17 protein-coding genes are annotated in these 16587 nt (G+C 60.2%); all 17 read left to right on the top strand.

Features of this window, described 5'->3' with window-relative positions; translation table 11 throughout:
- Nucleotides 1-3: 3 nt before the first annotated feature.
- Complete coding sequence (locus tag K419_RS0104050) at nt 4-1620, top strand: two-component system sensor histidine kinase NtrB (RefSeq protein WP_026840455.1); 1617 nt, start codon at nt 4-6, stop codon at nt 1618-1620.
- A gap of 98 nt (nt 1621-1718) precedes the next feature.
- Complete coding sequence (locus K419_RS0104045) at nt 1719-3092, top strand: sigma-54-dependent transcriptional regulator (RefSeq protein ID WP_026840454.1); 1374 nt, start codon at nt 1719-1721, stop codon at nt 3090-3092.
- Between the two features lie 223 nt (nt 3093-3315).
- Complete coding sequence (locus K419_RS0104040; protein WP_026840453.1) at nt 3316-3540, top strand: type IV pilin protein; 225 nt, start codon at nt 3316-3318, stop codon at nt 3538-3540.
- Nucleotides 3541-3576: 36 nt separating this feature from the next.
- Complete coding sequence (locus K419_RS0104035; protein ID WP_026840452.1) at nt 3577-3966, top strand: hypothetical protein; 390 nt, start codon at nt 3577-3579, stop codon at nt 3964-3966.
- A 105-nt stretch (nt 3967-4071) separates the two neighbouring features.
- Nucleotides 4072-4917 carry an ABC transporter permease subunit gene (locus K419_RS0104030; protein WP_455423167.1) on the top strand — a complete coding sequence of 282 codons (846 nt, stop codon included), beginning with the start codon at nt 4072-4074 and terminating at the stop codon, nt 4915-4917.
- Nucleotides 4914-5774, top strand: coding sequence for a hypothetical protein (locus tag K419_RS0104025; protein WP_026840450.1), 861 nt, complete (start codon nt 4914-4916; stop codon nt 5772-5774). Before K419_RS0104030 ends, K419_RS0104025 begins: the two co-directional genes overlap by 4 nt.
- 9 nt (nt 5775-5783) lie before the next feature.
- Nucleotides 5784-6647 (top strand): ABC transporter ATP-binding protein, encoded by an 864-nt coding sequence (locus tag K419_RS0104020; protein ID WP_026840449.1) that lies wholly within the window; start codon nt 5784-5786, stop codon nt 6645-6647.
- Nucleotides 6628-8355 carry an ArnT family glycosyltransferase gene (locus tag K419_RS0104015; protein WP_026840448.1) on the top strand — a complete coding sequence of 576 codons (1728 nt, stop codon included), beginning with the start codon at nt 6628-6630 and terminating at the stop codon, nt 8353-8355. Before K419_RS0104020 ends, K419_RS0104015 begins: the two co-directional genes overlap by 20 nt.
- Entirely contained in the window at nt 8352-9191 is an 840-nt protein-coding gene (locus K419_RS0104010; protein WP_026840447.1) for a decaprenyl-phosphate phosphoribosyltransferase, read from the top strand. The genes K419_RS0104015 and K419_RS0104010 overlap by 4 nt, the downstream gene beginning before the upstream one ends.
- Nucleotides 9188-10180 carry a glycosyltransferase family 2 protein gene (locus K419_RS0104005; protein WP_026840446.1) on the top strand — a complete coding sequence of 331 codons (993 nt, stop codon included), beginning with the start codon at nt 9188-9190 and terminating at the stop codon, nt 10178-10180. The genes K419_RS0104010 and K419_RS0104005 overlap by 4 nt, the downstream gene beginning before the upstream one ends.
- A gap of 4 nt (nt 10181-10184) precedes the next feature.
- Nucleotides 10185-10913, top strand: a complete 729-nt coding sequence (locus tag K419_RS0104000) for a glycosyltransferase family 2 protein (RefSeq protein ID WP_026840445.1) — start codon at nt 10185-10187, stop codon at nt 10911-10913.
- Nucleotides 10903-11766: an ABC transporter permease gene (locus K419_RS0103995; protein ID WP_026840444.1), complete on the top strand. Its 864-nt coding sequence runs from the start codon at nt 10903-10905 to the stop codon at nt 11764-11766. The genes K419_RS0104000 and K419_RS0103995 overlap by 11 nt, the downstream gene beginning before the upstream one ends.
- A complete protein-coding gene (locus K419_RS0103990) occupies nt 11766-13064 on the top strand; it encodes an ABC transporter ATP-binding protein (protein ID WP_026840443.1) in 1299 nt (432 codons plus the stop codon). The genes K419_RS0103995 and K419_RS0103990 overlap by 1 nt, the downstream gene beginning before the upstream one ends.
- Entirely contained in the window at nt 13064-13900 is an 837-nt protein-coding gene (locus K419_RS22730) for a class I SAM-dependent methyltransferase (RefSeq protein WP_026840442.1), read from the top strand. The genes K419_RS0103990 and K419_RS22730 overlap by 1 nt, the downstream gene beginning before the upstream one ends.
- Before the next feature lie 10 nt (nt 13901-13910).
- The gene (locus K419_RS21560; RefSeq protein WP_226377617.1) at nt 13911-14666 is read left to right on the top strand and encodes an FkbM family methyltransferase; all 756 of its coding nucleotides are present in this window, start codon (nt 13911-13913) and stop codon (nt 14664-14666) included.
- 48 nt (nt 14667-14714) lie between these two features.
- Nucleotides 14715-15680: a radical SAM protein gene (locus K419_RS0103975; protein WP_026840441.1), complete on the top strand. Its 966-nt coding sequence runs from the start codon at nt 14715-14717 to the stop codon at nt 15678-15680.
- Complete coding sequence (locus K419_RS22725) at nt 15681-16565, top strand: class I SAM-dependent methyltransferase (RefSeq protein ID WP_051292862.1); 885 nt, start codon at nt 15681-15683, stop codon at nt 16563-16565.
- The last annotated feature ends 22 nt before the right edge of the window (nt 16566-16587 follow it).

The raw sequence follows: 16587 nt of genomic DNA, 5'->3' as shown, positions 1-16587 counted from the left end.
TGGATGATCGACAGGAAAAGGGTCTTCTGGTTCATACTGCTTAGGCTGCTGGTGGTGTCCGTCTTTTTGGTCACCACCTTGTATCTTGACGTACATACCTACGACGTAAGCGGCGACGTCGCCCCGAAGGTGCTGATAAGGCTTATCGTCGCCACCTACGTTTTCTCCCTCGGGTCGCTGGCGGTGCTGTACTACTCCCGCCAGGTGCGCACCCTCACCTACGCCCAGATCGTCTGGGATCTGATCCTGGTCACGGTGATGATCCTGATCTCGGGCGGGGTGACTTCCCCCTACGCCTTTCTCTACTTCCTCTCGATCATCAGCGCCAGCACGCTCCTGGCCCGCTCGCAGGCGTACTACACCGCCTCGCTCTGCGTCATCCTCTACGGGGCTATCCTGGATTTCCAGTACTACGGCAAGCTCGTTCCGCTGGGACTCTCCCCCTCCCCGGCGCATCAGTACGGGGCCGAGTACCTCTTCTATCTGATCTTTCTCTACTGCGCCGCGTTTTTCCTCACGGCGATTCTCGCCGGGCACCTCTCCGAGAGGGCCAGGCGCTCCGAAAGCGCCTTCCAGGAGAAGGTGATCGACTACGAGGAACTGGAGCGGCTGAACTCCTGCATCGTCTCGGCGATCGACTCCGGGCTCCTCACCATCAACCCCGCCGGAAGGATCCGCGTCTTCAACCGTTACATGGAGCATCTGACCGGGCTCTCGCAGCAGCAGGCCTACGACCGTCCGCTGGCCGAGGCGATCGCAGGGCTCTCCCCCTTCGACAGTTGCTTCTTCGAAGGGGGACAGGGCGAGTTCCGGCACCAGGGGGGGGACGGGCGGCAACTGCTCCTCTCCTTCAAGTCGGTGCCGCTCACGGACAAGGACGGCGTTACCGTCGGTGCGATCTTCGACATCCACGACCTGACCGAGATGAAGCGTCTAGCAGCGGAGTTGAAACGAGCGGACCGGCTCGCCGCCGTCGGGGAGCTTTCCGCCCGCATGGCGCACGAGATCAGGAACCCCCTCGCCGCCATCAGCGGGTCGGTGCAGTTGGTGGCGCTCAGGCCCAGGGTCGACGAGAAGGACAAGCGCCTGTTCTCCATCATCCTGAGGGAGACCGACCGCCTGGACGGACTCTTGCGCGATTTCCTCTTCTACGCCAAACCTACCCAGCCCACGAAGATCCCCCTCAAGCTGCGCCAGGTTATCGCCGACCTCTGCTCGCTTTTATCCACCGACCCGCGCCTCGCTGGGGTGACTATCGAGAACCGGGTGCCCGATGACCTGGTGGTGGTCTTCGACAAGGACCAGTGTTCGCAGGTCTTCTGGAATCTGTTGGTGAACAGCGCCGAGGCGATAGCCGGGGAAGGGGCCATCGTCCTCGAGGCCAGCGCCGTCCGCAGCGGAAAGAAGGGCGAGGTTCGGATCAGCGTCAGGGACAGCGGCTCCGGGATGAACCAGGCGGATGTGAAGCGGGTCTTCGAGCCCTTCTTCACCACCAAGAAGGGGGGGACGGGCCTCGGTCTTGCCACCGTTTACCGTATCGTCGAGACCCACGGAGGCCGCATGGTCGTTGACAGCGCCGAAGGGGCCGGGACCACGGTCACCCTCTATCTTCCCGCGTGAACGGATATGCGCTGAAGGGCTCGATCTGACCGACGATCATCAAAACACGAGGGTTGCCGCGGCAAACGGAACACCCATTTTGTCTGAGAGGTAAAGCGATGCGCGCCAGGATACTGGTAGTCGACGATGAACTGAGTATGCGTGAATTTCTCTCCATCCTGCTGGAAGGGGAGGGGTATCTGGTGGACCAGGCCGAGAGCGCTGAGGACGCGCTGCGCTGCATGGGGGAGCAGCGCTACGAGATGGTGATCTCGGACGTCCTGATGCCCGGGCTTGGGGGAATAGAGCTCCTCTCCAGGATCAAGAGCGAGTCCCCCGAGACAGCGGTGCTGATGATTACCGCCTTCACCACGGCCGAGCAGGCGGTCGAGGCGATGAAGCTTGGCGCTTACGACTACATAGGAAAACCCTTCAAGGTGGAAGAGGTGAAGGTGCTGGTCAGAAACGCCCTGGAAAAGCAGAGCCTGGTACAGGAGAACAAGCGGCTGAAGGCCGAGGTGCAGGAACGTTTCAGTTTTTCCGGCCTGATCGGCAAGAGCAAGCAGATGCGCGAGGTGTACGACCTGATCGCCAAGGTGGCCGACAGTACTGCCAACGTGCTCATCACCGGCGAGAGCGGCACCGGCAAGGAACTGGCCGCGAAGGCGATCCATTACAACTCCCCCAGGAAAAGCGCCCCCTTCGTCGCGGTCAACTGCGGCGCCATCCCCGAGACCCTGATCGAGAGCGAGCTCTTCGGGCACGCCAAGGGGGCCTTTACCGGCGCCATCGCTGACCGTCCCGGCCTCTTTGAACAGGCCGAAGGGGGGACGCTGTTTCTCGACGAGATCGGCGAGGTGCCGCTGCAGTTGCAGGCGAAGCTTTTGCGGGTGCTGCAGGAGCGCGAGTTCCGCCGGGTGGGAGGCGCCACCTCGCTCAAGGCGGACGTGCGCATCGTGGCCGCCTCCAACCGCAACCTCGAAGAGCAGGTGCGGGAGGGAAGCTTCCGCGAGGACCTTTTCTACCGCCTCAACGTGGTCATGCTCCGCATGCCGTCGCTCAAGGAGCGGGCCGAGGACATTCCTGCCCTGGTCGAGCACTTCTACAAGAAGTACTCCCTTTGGTCCGGCGCCGACGAGATCATCACCCCGGACGCGCTGAAGGCGCTGTTCAACTACCCCTTCCCCGGCAACGTAAGGGAACTCGAGAACCTGGTGGAGCGCTGCGTGGTGCTGGGAAGCCGCGTCATCGCCCTCGACTGCCTCCCCGCCGGCGTGCGCGAGCATAAAAGCGTTACCCCGGCAAACGGCGAGACGGAGATCCCCGAAGAGGGGATGGACCTGCAGGCGTACCTGGACAACCTGGAGCAAAAGCTCCTGGTGCAGGCGCTGGATAAGTGCGGAGGAGTGAAGAAACGGGCGGCGGCGCTCTTGGGGATGACCTTCCGTTCCTTCCGCTACCGACTGGCGAAATTCGGCATGGACGAGGAGTAGGTGACGAAAAACGTCACCTTGTTGGACCCAAAATTGTCGCAGTGCCGCTTTTGGTAAAAATCGCGGCTTTAATATTTCTCGGCAATAAGTATGCTACTTCAGGGTGTTGTAGGTTTTTCCGCTGTTGGCCCGCTACTTGCTAATGAGATGTCGTCTTGAGCAGGTTACAGGTTTCTACCTGGATCTTTAGAGTCGGCAACCCACCAACGAAAAGGAGAAACAGATGTTAAACAAACTCAGAAGCAACAAAGGCTTCACCCTGATCGAGCTCTTGATCGTCGTTGCGATCATCGGTATCCTCGCCGCCATCGCAATCCCGCAGTTCTCCGCGTACCGCGAGAAGGCCTACAACGCTGCGTCCAATTCTGACCTGAAGAACTGGAAGACAGGCCAGGAAGCATACCAGGCTGATTTCCAGGCCTATCCCGCAGCTTACGACGTTCACTAACTAGGCATATAAATTTAACGATTCATGGGAGGATATATGAAGAAAATGGCTCTGCTTTCATCGCTTGTTGTGTTCGCTTCGACCGCGGCTTTCGCTGCGCCGCTTGCTACTCACGTCCCGACCACCGGCGGTGCTGTGGCAATCTACGGTGGTACCGGCGCTGCTGAAGCTCTAGCCGCACCGACCTCGCTCGTTAAGACCTCCACCGGCGTTAACGGGCTGGTCGACTACCCGGGCAACACCGCCTACCTGATCATAACCAAGCACACCACCGGTTCTAAGGTCTTCGGTACCTGCAACGGCGTCAACAACATCTATTGGAGGCAAGTGACCTCCGGAACCCTCGCTACCACAATGCTGACTGGCATCACCTCGGGTTCGGCAGCCACCTCCAGCTTCGTAGGCAATGGCTGGACCTCCTACTAAAAACCGGTATAAGCTGACAACTAGACAGGTAAGCGGGATGTTTCGGCATTCCGCTTTTCCTTTTTAATGTGCGACAAACCATCTCGAACCGGCGCGGGATCGCGCGTGGGGCTGAGGCCGAATAAGAGTGGATTTTTTTCAAAGGGAGCTGTCTTTGTGACCAGCATCATACAGATTACGTTGAAAGGCATTTTTAGAGACCGCGTTTTTCAGGGGATCATGGCACTTGCGGTCTTGTTCCTCTTCATTCCCTCGGCCGCATCCCTTTCCATGCGTCAGGTGGTGGAAACATCGATCACCCTTTCCCTGTCTTTGATCTCTTTCATCCTGCTGCTGCTCTCGGTGTTTTTGGGCGCGACCTCGCTTTGGAAGGACATGGAACGGCGCTACACCTTCAGTGTGATCAGCCTGCCGGTAAGCCGCAGCTCGTACCTCCTGGGCAGGTTCTTCGGGCTCGCGCTATTTCTGGTCATCACTGCAGCGGTTCTGGCTGTTGCTGCCCTGCTCGCCATCAAATTCGCCGTTTTGATGTACCCCCCTGACCGGCCGGTTCTCTGGGGCGCACTGGTTCTGGCGCTGCTCTTCGCCACGCTTAAGTACATCCTCCTCGTCGGGGTGGCCTTGCTGTTGTCGACGGTGAGCACCTCATTCTTTCTCCCCATCTTCGGCACCATCTGCGCCTTCCTCGCCAGCGGCATCACGCAGCAGGTGTACGAGTATGTGCACATGCCCGCCTCGGCCAACGCGGTTTCCCCCTTCTTGAAGTCGGCGGCCACCGTTTTGTACTACCTGCTGCCTAACCTGGCCGGGTTCGACCTGAACGTGAACGCCATATACGGTATCCAGCCCAACCCGAACGGACTGATGATCACGCTAGGCTATTTCCTCGCCTACACCTCCATCCTGCTGGGCGCTGCCGCTCTCCTGTTCGATAGGAGGGAGATGCAGTGACCAAACGTGCCCCGCTGGCGCTGCTCATGGTGGGTCTGGTCAGTTACTCACTGTTGATCTCCCCTTTCGCCTCCTACATGCGCAACAAGCCGATCGCGGAGAAGCTTGGCTACGTTCCCAGCATCAAGGTCCTGAAGCCCTTGAGCGCCGATCACAAGGAGTTCGTCGGCGCTTCGCTGGTGCTCAAGGTGACGATGTACTTCGGCGGCCTGATCGGCAAGATGCAAAATGGGCGGTTGTCCGAGCCTGCTGATCTGCAGGGGATGTCTCGTCTGCTGCACCAGGCGGTTCGGCTCGATCCCTACAACATGGACTGCTACTATTTCGCCCAAAGCTTCCTGACCTGGGATGCCGGGCAGATCGAAGTGGCGAACGAGATGCTGAAGTACGGGATGCAGTACCGGTCCTGGGACTGGTACCTCCCCTTCTTCGCCGGGTTCAATCACGCCTTCTTCCTCAAGGACTACCCCAAGGCAGCGGAGTACTACCGAAAGGCCGGAGATTTAAGCGGCATGGACCTGCACATAAAACTTGCTGGGCGCTACCTGCAGGAGTCCGGTCAAACTGAGTTGGCCATTGGTTACCTGAAAGGGATGGTGCGGACCGCCAACAACCCCGCCATCAGGAAGAGCTACCAGATCCGCCTGCAGGCCTTTCAAGAGGCACGTCGCATCGAGGTCGCCAGGGACCTTTTCGCTGCTCAACATGGCGCTCCGCCCGCTACGGTCGAGCAACTTGTTCATGCAGGGCTTTTGGACCCGAAGCCGTCTGATCCCTATGGGGGGGCCTTCTACCTCGAAGCCACCGGCAAGGTCTCCACAACCAGCAAGTTTGCCTTTGCCACCGGAAAAAAGTGAGGAAAATCGATGTACGCAGTTGAGATCAGAGGGCTCTCCAAGAGCTACAAGACGAAAAAGCTGAGGACGGTTGAAGCCCTGAAGGGATTGAGCCTTGACATTGAGCAAGGTGAGGTCTTCGGCTTTCTGGGACCAAACGGAGCAGGAAAGAGCACAACCATCAAATGCTTGATGGGACTGATCCGCCCCACTGCCGGAGCAGCCTCCATCTTGGGGTGCGACATCGCCTCCCCGCAAGCCCGCAGGCAGGTCGGCTACCTTCCCGAAAATCCTGCCTTCTACGACTACCTGAGTGCAGAGGAGTATCTCCGCTTCGTCGGCAAGATGTTTGACATGTCACCTGAGGACGCGGCCCGTCGCGTCCAGGAGGTGCTGAACCTGCTCGAACTATGGGAACCCCGCAAGCGTCTGATTCGCACTTACAGCAAAGGCATGGTGCAACGCCTTGGGCTTGCCCAGGTGCTCATCCACGACCCGGAGGTCTACATACTGGACGAACCGATGAGCGGTCTGGACCCGCTGGGGCGCGCCCTGGTCAAAGAGATCATCCTGGACCTGAAAAAACGCCGCAAATGCGTGTTTTTCAGCACCCATATCACCGACGACGTGGAGAAGGTGTGCGACAGGGTCGCCGTGATCAACAAGGGCGACCTCCTCGCCGTGGATCGCGTGGAGAACATTCTTGAGCGCGGGGTAGAGGGGTATGACGTCACGGCCGCGAGTGCTGACGGACAGGTGCAGGAGCTCTTCGTGCACAAGGAGGAGCTCCCCTCTTTCCTGAAGCAGACGCTGGACCAGAAGCTGGCCATAGAGAAAATCGAGCCGCGTCGCAAAAACATGGAGGCCTTCTTCCTTGAACTTGTGGCTCGGTAAAAAGCCGCTGCAACAGTCGCTGCTCTCCTTTCTGCTGCTAGCCGCAGTGGTCATCGCCATTTATTACCCTGCACTCACCGGCGGGATCCACACCATCGATGATCCCGGTATCGTCTCCCTTTACTCGAGTTCGCCCTCGCTCTCCAAAGTGCTTGCCCCCGGGACGGGCTACTATTACCGTCCTCTGCTGGAACTGTCCTACTGGATTGACCAGCGCCTCTGGGGCATGGCGCCGAGCGCCATGCATCTTGAGAACGTACTGCTGCACCTGGCGAACGCGGCGCTGGTGTTCGCGCTGGCACGCCTTCTCTGCAGCCGCCAGCCGGAGGCGCACCCTCTGCTCCCTCTTGGCGCGGCTTTCCTTTTCGCACTGCACCCGGTGAACGTCGAGGCGGTGGGGTGGATCGCCGGCAGGACCGATCCCATGCTGGCGCTCTTCTGCCTTTCCGCCTGCTTTTTCTGGGTGAAGTGGCTCGACAGTCCCAAAGTTACGTCGCTTCTCATGGCTGGCGCCCTCTTTGTCTGCGCCGCACTGACCAAGGAGGTGGCGCTCGCATTCATCCCGGTCGCGCTGATCCTGGCCTATGGCTTACTGCCCCGGCAGGCCCTTGTCTCGCGGCGTACCGTCGCGCTGCTGCTCCTTGCGGCTTTAGTGTCGGGGGGGCTTTTGTTCCTGCTGGTCATGCAGCACTCCGGGAGCTTCAGTGCCATAGCTCGGCTCCTTTCCCCGAACGACGCGCGTTTGGGGACGAATTTACAAGCAATCCTTGCAGCCTTTGGCTTTTACTGCAGGAAAATGCTGTTTCCGCTGCCGCTGAACTTCGCCATCACCGACATCCCTGCTCCATACGCGCTTTTAGGCATCATGGTGGCGCTAGGGTTGCCGCTTTCTTTGCGCAGGGGGAAACCGGCCTCCTGCTTTTTCGCCGCCGCGGCGCTCATGGTCATTCCAGCCCTGGTGTTGGTGCTGCGTAACATCTCCTGGACGCCGGTCGCCGAGCGCTACCTATACCTGCCGACAGCCTTTTTCTCGCTGGGGGTCTGCTCCTTTCTCTCCGGGCGTGAGCGCAAGGTTCAGGTTGCAGCCCTCCTTGTACTGGCGTTGCTTGTCTCCGGATCCGCCCTGGTGTGCCAACAAAGAAACGCGCTCTGGCAGGACAAGGAGCAGTTCTACCGTGATGCGCTGGTGAAGTCGCCATACTTCGCCCCGCTGTATAATGAACTGGGGGCGCTGCTTCTCAGGGATAACCGTGTCGATGCTGCGGCCCAGGCCTTCGCCAGCGCAGACCGTCTCAATCACCGCCCTTCGGCGAAGTACGTCATCAAAGGCAACATCATGGCTACCATACTGGCCAAAGGGGACTATCCCGGCGTCAGGAGCTACTTCTTCAGCCTCTTTCCCGATAAGGCTGGCGCTCCGCCGGTGTTTCTCGAGATGCTGCAAACCGCCGACCGCAAGCGGCTTGCCTCCCTGTCCGGGGAAGACAAGACGAACCTGACCCGCGACATCATCGCCACGCTGGTGCTGCTGCATGAGAAAACCCTCGATCCGTTTTGGCTCTACGAGTGCGGCAAGTTCGCTCTGGCATTGAATGCCTTAGGCGAGGCAAAATCCTTTTTTCTCAAGGCCTACCAGTTTGCGCCGCACGATGCCCTTTACCGCCCCGCTTTGAAGAAGCAGCTGCTCCACCTGGGAAGCCGGCCATGAAAGCGTACTTTGCCATACTTCGCCTCAACCAATGGCTGAAGAACCTGATGCTGTTCTTCCCTCCGTTTCTGGGGGGACAACTGCTGGTACAGGGGCAATTGGAGCGAGGATTGGTCCCGCTGCTGGCCTTTTGCTGCGTCTCCAGCTCAGGCTACATCTTCAACGACCTGATGGACCGCGACCGCGACCTGATTCATCCCCAAAAGAGCCTTCGCCCCATCCCTTCGGGGAGGGTCAGCGTCACTGGTGCCGTACTGCTGGCCGTGCTGCTGCTTGTGGCAGGGCTTGTGCTCGCCGTCTCCTGTTCCAAGGTGTTCCTGACCCTGCTGCTTTGCTACCAGGGCGTGACGCTTTCCTATTCATTTGCGCTCAAGGCCTATCCAGTTATCGACCTGTTTTGCATTTCTGCCGGTTTTCTGCTCCGCCTTCAGGCCGGCGGCGAAGTGTTCCGCATCGAGATTTCGCCCTGGCTCTTTATGAGCGTGTTTCTTCTCTCCATCTTCCTGAGCACCGGAAAGAGGCTGTGCGAATATCGTCTTTTGGGCGAACGCGCAGTGAACCACAGGGAAAATCTGGAGCATTACCCCGCCGGATTTCTAGAAGGAATCATGTACATGAGCGGTGGCGCCGTGCTGGTGACCTACGCCATGTACACTATCAGCCGCCACACCCTCATCTACAGCGTCCCGCTTTGCTGCTTCGGGCTGTTTCGCTACATCCTGCGCGTCCAGTCCGGGCAAAGCGGCGACCCGACCGAATCGCTCTTGAAGGACCGGGTCCTCCTCCCCGTAGGTGTGGTCTGGGTCGCGATGGTCGGCTGGAGCATCTACTGGTGAAAAAGGTCTATATCGTCATCGTCAACTGGAACGGCTGGCAGGACACGGTGGAGTGCCTGGAGAGCCTATTGTCGCTCAATTACTCCCCCTGCACCGTTGTCATCTGCGACAACGGCTCCAGGGACGAGTCGCTGCACAAGCTGCGGGACTGGATGGAAGAGCGGGAGATGGACTGGGCCGAGTACACCGCCGCCGAGGCCGTGACCGGTGGCATCCCCTCCTGGGAACACCCCTTCGTCCTGATCAGAAACGGCGAGAACCTCGGCTTTGCCGGCGGCAACAACGTGGCGCTCCGCTATGCCCTGGCGCGCGACGACTTCGGCTACGCCTGGCTTCTGAATAACGACACGGTGGTCGAGCCTGACGCGCTCAGCGCCCTGATGCGGCGCATGCGGGAGCATCCCTCGACCGGGATGTGCGGCTCCACCGTGCGCTACTACGGCCGCAGAGAAAAGGTGCAGGCTTACGGCGGCGGCCACTACTGCCGGTGGGTCGGGCTCCCCTGGCATTACGGCCGCTTCGTCCCCCCCTGGTTCAAAGCGGACCCGGCCGCGGCCGAGCGCTCCCTGAACTACGTCGAGGGGGCCTCGCTTTTGGTGTCGAAGGAGTTCCTCCGGGAAATCGGGCTTATGTGCGAAGACTACTTCCTCTACTTCGAGGAAGCCGACTGGGCCAACCGGGCCCGGGGGCGTTTTACCCTTGCCTACGCACCGAAGAGCGTTGTCTACCACAAGGTCGGAAGGAGCATCGGCACCCGCAGCAATCCCCGGAAGAAAAGCTATACCTGTGACTACTTCAACGTGCGAAACCGCATCGTTTTCACCCGGCGCTACTACCCTGAGGCGCTGCCCACGGTCTCTTTGGTGCTGCTCGGGGCGATGCTGCTGCGGCTGCTGCTCCTGAAAACCGACCGCGCCGTGATGATCTACAAACTTCTCTTCGGAGAAGGGACCGGCGGTCTGCCGTCCGCGCGCGAGCCGAGGCGCTGACCTCGTGGCGCGCATCTCCGTCATAACCGTGGTTCGTAATGACGCTGGCCTTCTTGAAGAGACCATGCTCAACGTCCTGGAGCAAAAGAAGCACCGGGACTTGGAATACGTCGTCATCGACGGCGGCTCCGCCGACGGCAGCATCGACATCATCCGTCGCCACGCCGACCGGCTTCGTTACTGGGTCAGCGAGCCGGACGCCGGGATCTACCACGCCATGAACAAGGGGTGGGAGGCCGCAGACGACGACAGCTTCGTTCTATTCCTGGGAGCGGGGGACCGCATCGTATCCCTTCCCGGCGATGAGGAATTCAAAAACGCCGATGTGATTTACGGTAAGGTTCTGATGGGGGAGGAGGCTGTTTTCACGCCGAGATGCGACTTGCATTTGAAACTTTACAACACTATGCATCACCAGGCCTTGCTGGTGCAGAAGGCTTTGCACCCAGCGCCTCCCTTCGACGTGGCTTTCCCGGTGTACGCCGACTTCGACGTGAACCAGAGGCTCTGGAAGGGTGGGGCGCGATTTTTGTACAGTTCCGGCTTTCTTTGCTACGCCCGCCCTGGCGGTGTGAGCGATCGGCAGCCTTACGGGGAATCGCTCAGGGTGATCGCAAAGAACTTCGGGCCTTTATGGGTAGTTGTCGCGCTCTCGGCTTATCTTTGCTCGAGGATCTTTCCCTTTTTGAAAAATATGCGCCCCGTGTCATACAGGAAGAGCGATGATAGATGAACCGAAAAGGGCCTGTGCCGCCCGATGGGACAAGGTCATCTCTGCGCGTAACGGGTGGTTCGACCTCCGTCCCGCAGAGATATGGAAGTACAGGGACCTGATAGCGCTTTTTGTCTGGCGCGATTTCGTGGCGATCTACAAGCAGACCATCCTGGGTCCGCTCTGGTTTCTGCTGCAGCCGCTCATGACCACCTTCGTGTTCACCGTCATCTTCGGAAAAGTCGCCAGGATACCGACCGACGGCGCACCCCCTTTTCTTTTCTACCTCTCTGGCCTCATCTGCTGGAAATACTTCGCCGACTGTCTGGTCAGCACTTCGAACACCTTCGTCGGCAATGCCCATGTCTTCGGCAAGGTCTACTTCCCAAGGCTCACCGTCCCCATCTCCGTGGTTATCAGTAACCTCGTTGCCTTCGGGATACAATTCCTTCTGTTTTTGGCCGTTTTGGTTTACTATCGCTCGGGTCATCTCTGGGCGGAACCGCAGGGGATGGTGCTTTTGCCGCTTTTGGTGCTCCAGATGGCAGCGCTAGGACTTGGCTGCGGCATTGTGGTCTCCTCCATGACCATCAGATACCGGGACCTTTCGCACCTGGTCGGTTTCGGGATGCAGCTTTGGATGTTCGCCACCCCGGTGGTGTACCCGGCCTCCGCCTTCCCGGAAAAATGGCGCTGGCTTCTGTTACTGAACCCCATGGCGCCCCTCATCGAAGTGTTCCGTCATGCCTTTCTCGGCACAGGTTCCTTCGACCTCCACAGCTGGCTCGCCAGCCTCGTCTTGACGGTAGCCGTCCTCCTGGCGGGGGTGGTGCTGTTCAACCGGGTGGAAAAATCGTTCATGGATACCGTTTGATGAGTGATACCGTCATCGAGGTTGAGAACCTCTGGAAAGAGTACCGGCTGGGTAGCATCAGCCACCACTCCCTGTCGCGCGACCTGCAAAGTTGGTGGGCGAGGCTGCGTCGCCGCGAGGATCCCAACGCGCCCCTCTACGCCGGCAGCACTGCCTGCGCTGGCGGCTCCGGTTGCGACCGCTTCTGGGCCCTCCGGGAGGTCGCCTTCCGGGTAGAGCAGGGGGAAGTTCTCGGCATCGTGGGGCGTAACGGCGCAGGGAAGTCGACCCTGCTGAAGATCCTCTCCCAGGTGACGGCGCCTAGCCGCGGCGAAGTTCGTTTCAAGGGGCGCATTGCCAGCCTTCTCGAGGTAGGCACCGGGTTCCATCCCGAGCTTTCCGGCCGCGAGAACGTCTTTTTAAACGGCGCCATCCTCGGCATGAGCAAGGCCGACATACGGAGCAGACTGGACGAGATCATCGCTTTCGCTGAGATCGAGAAGTTCATCGACACCCCGGTCAAACGCTACTCCTCCGGGATGTACGTGCGCCTCGCCTTCGCAGTGGCAGCACACCTCGAGCCGGAGATATTGATCGTGGACGAGGTGCTGGCGGTAGGGGACGCGATGTTTCAGAAGAAGTGCCTTGGCAAGATGCAGGCGGTTGGCAGGCAGGGAAGGACCGTGCTGTTCGTGAGCCACCAGATGGACATGGTGCGTGCCCTTTGCAATCGTTGCCTCGTGCTCGACGCCGGCCGTATCGCCTTTGAGGGGGAAAGCGGCGCAGCGATAGAACAATACCTGAACGCAGTCGGAACTCGGCCCGACTCCATCTCCTTTCAGCAAGAGGAGGACCCGTCGCTTAAATTACAGATCGTGTCTGGGCGGGTCGTCAATCAGAATGGGGAGCCGACCGGGAGCTTTGACGTCTTCGACCCGATCTGTCTGGAGTTCGAGTACCGTGTCTTTCAGGAACTCTCCGACGTGGTGGTGAACTTCGAGCTGAAGCGAAACGGCGCCACACTTTTCCTCTCCTTCGACACGGATACGGTTCTCGACCGCCGCGCCAGCCGCCCTAAGGGGCTGTACCGGTCGCGCATAAAGCTCCCGTCCCCGCTCTTTAAGTCAGGCTCCTACTCCATAACCACGAGTACCGGGATAGTGAACACCTGCACCTACCAGCGGCTGGAGGACGTCCTTGCCTTCGGGGTGGAGCTGCATTCCCGTCCCTCGTCCCTCTTGAGCTATGCCGACAAGCGGCCCGGCGTTATAGCCGTCCCCTTGGAGTGGACAACCGAGATGATAAAGGAGCCCGTCTAGTGGCCGGAGTAAACTGCAACGCGGGTCAGGTCACCGTGCCTATCTACGAACTGGACGCCGCCGGCAACGTGAAGCCCAATCCGCTGTTTCATCGTCCCGTCGACCTGCTGCACAGCCGCTGCGTCGAATACCCCTTCGCCGCCTGGCAGCTTGCCGGGGGGACGAAGGTGCTGGACGTAGGGACGGTGAAGGCGGACAAGGCCTGGCACCTTTGGTTGGAGCAGCTTCCCATCGAAGTCCACGCTACCGATTACGACGAACCGTACGCCCCCTTTGAGAACGTCACTTTCCACCGCGCCGATCTTAGGGACCTTCCCTTCCAAAGCGACAGCTTCGACCGAATCCTGGCAGTGAGCGTGATCGAGCACATAGGCCTCGCCGACCCGCAGGTGGTGGCGGAACAAAAGCCCGAGGTCGACCCGGAGGGGGACCTGAATGCTTTCAAGGAGCTTTTGCGGGTCCTTGCCCCGGGCGGCCTCATCGTGATGACCTTCCCCTTCGGCCTCGACGATAAGGTCGTGCTCGGCTCGGCACGGACCTACACCGGGGAGTCGATCGGGAGGTTCAACGGGCTGGCACAACCGGTGAGGCTCGACTACTACGAGTACCAGTACGCCCATTACCAGAACCTCTGCGCCCCCCCGCCGCAGACCAGGGGACGGATCGCGGCGCGCCTTTTCCCGGCCCCGGCGAGGGTCCTGAAACCGGTGCCTGCCTATTCGATCCCGGAGCTGCCGGGACAGGCTACCTGGCGCAAAATCCCTATGGAAGACGCTCAAGCGACCAACGAGACACACATCGAGGGGGTGCTTTGCGGCGTATGGAGAAAGTCATAAGATGGTGACCATGCTGGTTGACAGGCTTTTACTGCTGCTTCGCATAAAAAATAATGACAGCGGCGGCTACCCACGGGTCACGACCCTTACCGACTTCGTTCCGGATGGAGTATTGTTCGAGGTCTCGAACGGGGTCGAGGCCCACCGCATCGAGGATTTCGGCGGCGAGGAGGCCTTTACCCGCCAGATACTGGAACAGGTGCAGCCGGGGCGGACGCTTCTGGACATCGGCGCCTGCGTCGGCCTGGTGACCGTCCACGCCGCGAAGCTGGGCGCCGACGTCTACGCCTTTGAGCCTGACCCCTACTACCGGTCGCGGCTTAAGAAGAACCTCCGTCTCAACGAACTGGACCAGGTAACGGTCGTACCGTGGGCGGTCTCGGACACGGCGGGAGAGGCCGAGCTTTTTACCGACGGCGCCGGCGGCAACTCGCCCAGCTTGAGGAAGGTGGGAGAACGGGGACGGGAGGTGGTCCAGACCGACACCATAGATGACGCTCTGAAGAGGGGGGAGATTCGCGCACCGGACCTGGTCAAGATTGACATCGAGGGAGCGGAGATCCTTGCTCTCAGGGGGATGCAGGGACTGCTTCGCTCGACCCAAGCTCCCCGCGTCATCTTCATGGAGGTTCATCCCCAATTCCTCGGCAACTTCGGCTCTTCACCCGATGAGGTGATGGAACTGGTGCAATCTTTTGGTTACCGTACGGTTCAGATGGTAGAGAGCCACGACCAGATCCACTGCATCTTTGTGAAGGGGGCGTAGCTTTTGCCTGCCAGCGTCTTGACCAGAGCGCTTGTGCAAGGATGCGGCATGGTCCGCACCTTGCGTCCTTTCGCCAGGCAGAAATACAACGTCCTGATCGACACCACCAACGGGTGCAACCTCAGGTGCTCGTTTTGCAGCAGGGAAAACGACAAGGTCGTCTGCATGCCCCCCGGTCAACTCGACCTGATACTGGGAAAGCTCGACAAGCGAATCAGCGCTCTGCAGCTTTCCTGCGCCTGGGAATATTCCATAGCGAAGGACGCGGCGGAGATCGTCAGGACCGTCGGCAGGCACGGCATCCCCTGCACCGCCATTTATACGAACGGCAACATCCTCACCGGGGAAATCGCCGCTGCCCTCATCGACGCGCAGTTGAACGACTTTGTGGTGAGCATCGGGGAAGCCGGCAAGGAGACCTATGAGAAGCTCCGCAAGGGGGGAAGCTTCGACAAGGTCCTGGCCAACCTGAAGATGCTTTCCGAGCTGAAGCAGGCGCGCGGCAGCCGGTATCCCCGGATCTCGGCGAACCTCACGCTTGTTGAGTCGAACCTCTGCGAACTGCCGGCATTTGTCGAGCTGGCCCGGTCGGTCGGCATCGAGAACATCGTCGGGCGTCACCTGATCCTGAACAAGGGGCTTGACCTCTCGGACGAGTCCGTCAGGGACAAGCGGGCTGCCAACCGCATCATCGACGCGGCGGAGGAGAAAGCCCGTTCCTTCGGGATGGAATTCAGCGTTCCCAGGTATCTGGACGCGCCGCAACCAAAGTCGTGCCGTGCCGCGTGGCAGCAGCTCTACATCTCCAGTAATGGAGACGTCTCGGCCTGCCCGAGGATCCACCTGCACGCGAAGCTTGGAAACCTGCTCGAGGAGAGCCGCGCCCGCATTTTGAAGGGGCCGCGCGCGAAGAGGCTGCAGGGCGAGTTCCAGACCGGGAGTTTCGAAAATCCCGTTTGCCCCGTCTGCCTCGCCGGCCGGGAGAACGAGCAGCCCATCGACCAGGGGTTTTAGATGCTCCCGTACCAAAACGACACAGTGCAAAAGGTGATGCGCCTGCTGCCGCGGGGGACCCGCGACATCCTGGAAATAGGCAGCGACATCGGCGGCGAGGTCGCCTGCGCCCTTGCCGAGCTGAGCGGGGCCAGGGTGGTCGGCATCAACCCCTCCGAGAGCTTTCCCGCCCCCGCGGGGGAGCTCCCGAGCAACGTGTCCCTGCTTCGAGCGGACGGAAGGGCGCTCCCCTTTGGGGAATGCTCCTTCGACGTTGTTTTCGCAGTGGCCACTATGGAGCACGTCCAGGGACTCGACCTCTTTCTGTCGGAGGTGGAGCGCGTGCTGCGGCCGGGAGGCGTCTTTCATACCGAGTTCTCCCCGATCTGGTCCAGCGCGCGCGGTCACCATGTCTTTGCCGTGGTTGGCAACAAGGAGGCGCGCTTTTGGAAGCCGGGGAAAAACCCGATTCCGGATTACGCACACCTTCTGTGGGGCGCCGACGAGATGCGCGATTACCTGCGGTCAGGCCCGACAACCGAGGAACTCATCGAGCCGATAGTGCAGTGGGTCTATTTCGACGACAGCCTCAACCGCTGCCATCTCGAAGAGTACCTGGCGGCTTTCGACAGGAGCCCGCTGCTCATGCAGAAGATCCGGTTCGATTGCGACCCTCCCGCCCCGGCAAGCCTGGCCCAGCTCGCCGCGAAGTACGGCGCAGGTCGCCGGTTCGGTTGCCACTCCATCTCCACTGAACTGAGGAAGCGTCCCGTGGGGGGGATGGCTAAAGCCGCCTTCACCGTCTACCTCGCGCTGTGCCGGCAGATCGTGCCGCGTGCGCAAAGGGTTCGTTTACTGCTGTACAAGGTGTATCACGCTCTGCGCTCCATCTGCCATGGAGCATGACTGGGGCAAAAGGGAGTGGGGT

The organism is Citrifermentans bremense R1 (assembly GCF_000426865.1).
Lineage (GTDB): Bacteria > Desulfobacterota > Desulfuromonadia > Geobacterales > Geobacteraceae > Geomonas > Geomonas bremensis.
This window is presented reverse-complemented; position numbering and strand designations above follow the sequence as displayed.

What these genes read in the sequence shown, in the direction of transcription:
- K419_RS0104050 (WP_026840455.1), top strand. Translation starts at nt 4, where the DNA reads ATGATCGACAGGAAAAGGGTCTTCTGGTTCATACTGCTTAGGCTGCTG.
- K419_RS0104045 (WP_026840454.1), top strand. Translation starts at nt 1,719, where the DNA reads ATGCGCGCCAGGATACTGGTAGTCGACGATGAACTGAGTATGCGTGAA.
- K419_RS0104040 (WP_026840453.1), top strand. Translation starts at nt 3,316, where the DNA reads ATGTTAAACAAACTCAGAAGCAACAAAGGCTTCACCCTGATCGAGCTC.
- K419_RS0104035 (WP_026840452.1), top strand. Translation starts at nt 3,577, where the DNA reads ATGAAGAAAATGGCTCTGCTTTCATCGCTTGTTGTGTTCGCTTCGACC.
- K419_RS0104020 (WP_026840449.1), top strand. Translation starts at nt 5,784, where the DNA reads ATGTACGCAGTTGAGATCAGAGGGCTCTCCAAGAGCTACAAGACGAAA.
- K419_RS0104010 (WP_026840447.1), top strand. Translation starts at nt 8,352, where the DNA reads ATGAAAGCGTACTTTGCCATACTTCGCCTCAACCAATGGCTGAAGAAC.
- K419_RS0103995 (WP_026840444.1), top strand. Translation starts at nt 10,903, where the DNA reads ATGATAGATGAACCGAAAAGGGCCTGTGCCGCCCGATGGGACAAGGTC.
- K419_RS0103990 (WP_026840443.1), top strand. Translation starts at nt 11,766, where the DNA reads ATGAGTGATACCGTCATCGAGGTTGAGAACCTCTGGAAAGAGTACCGG.
- K419_RS21560 (WP_226377617.1), top strand. Translation starts at nt 13,911, where the DNA reads ATGCTGGTTGACAGGCTTTTACTGCTGCTTCGCATAAAAAATAATGAC.
- K419_RS0103975 (WP_026840441.1), top strand. Translation starts at nt 14,715, where the DNA reads ATGGTCCGCACCTTGCGTCCTTTCGCCAGGCAGAAATACAACGTCCTG.
- K419_RS22725 (WP_051292862.1), top strand. Translation starts at nt 15,681, where the DNA reads ATGCTCCCGTACCAAAACGACACAGTGCAAAAGGTGATGCGCCTGCTG.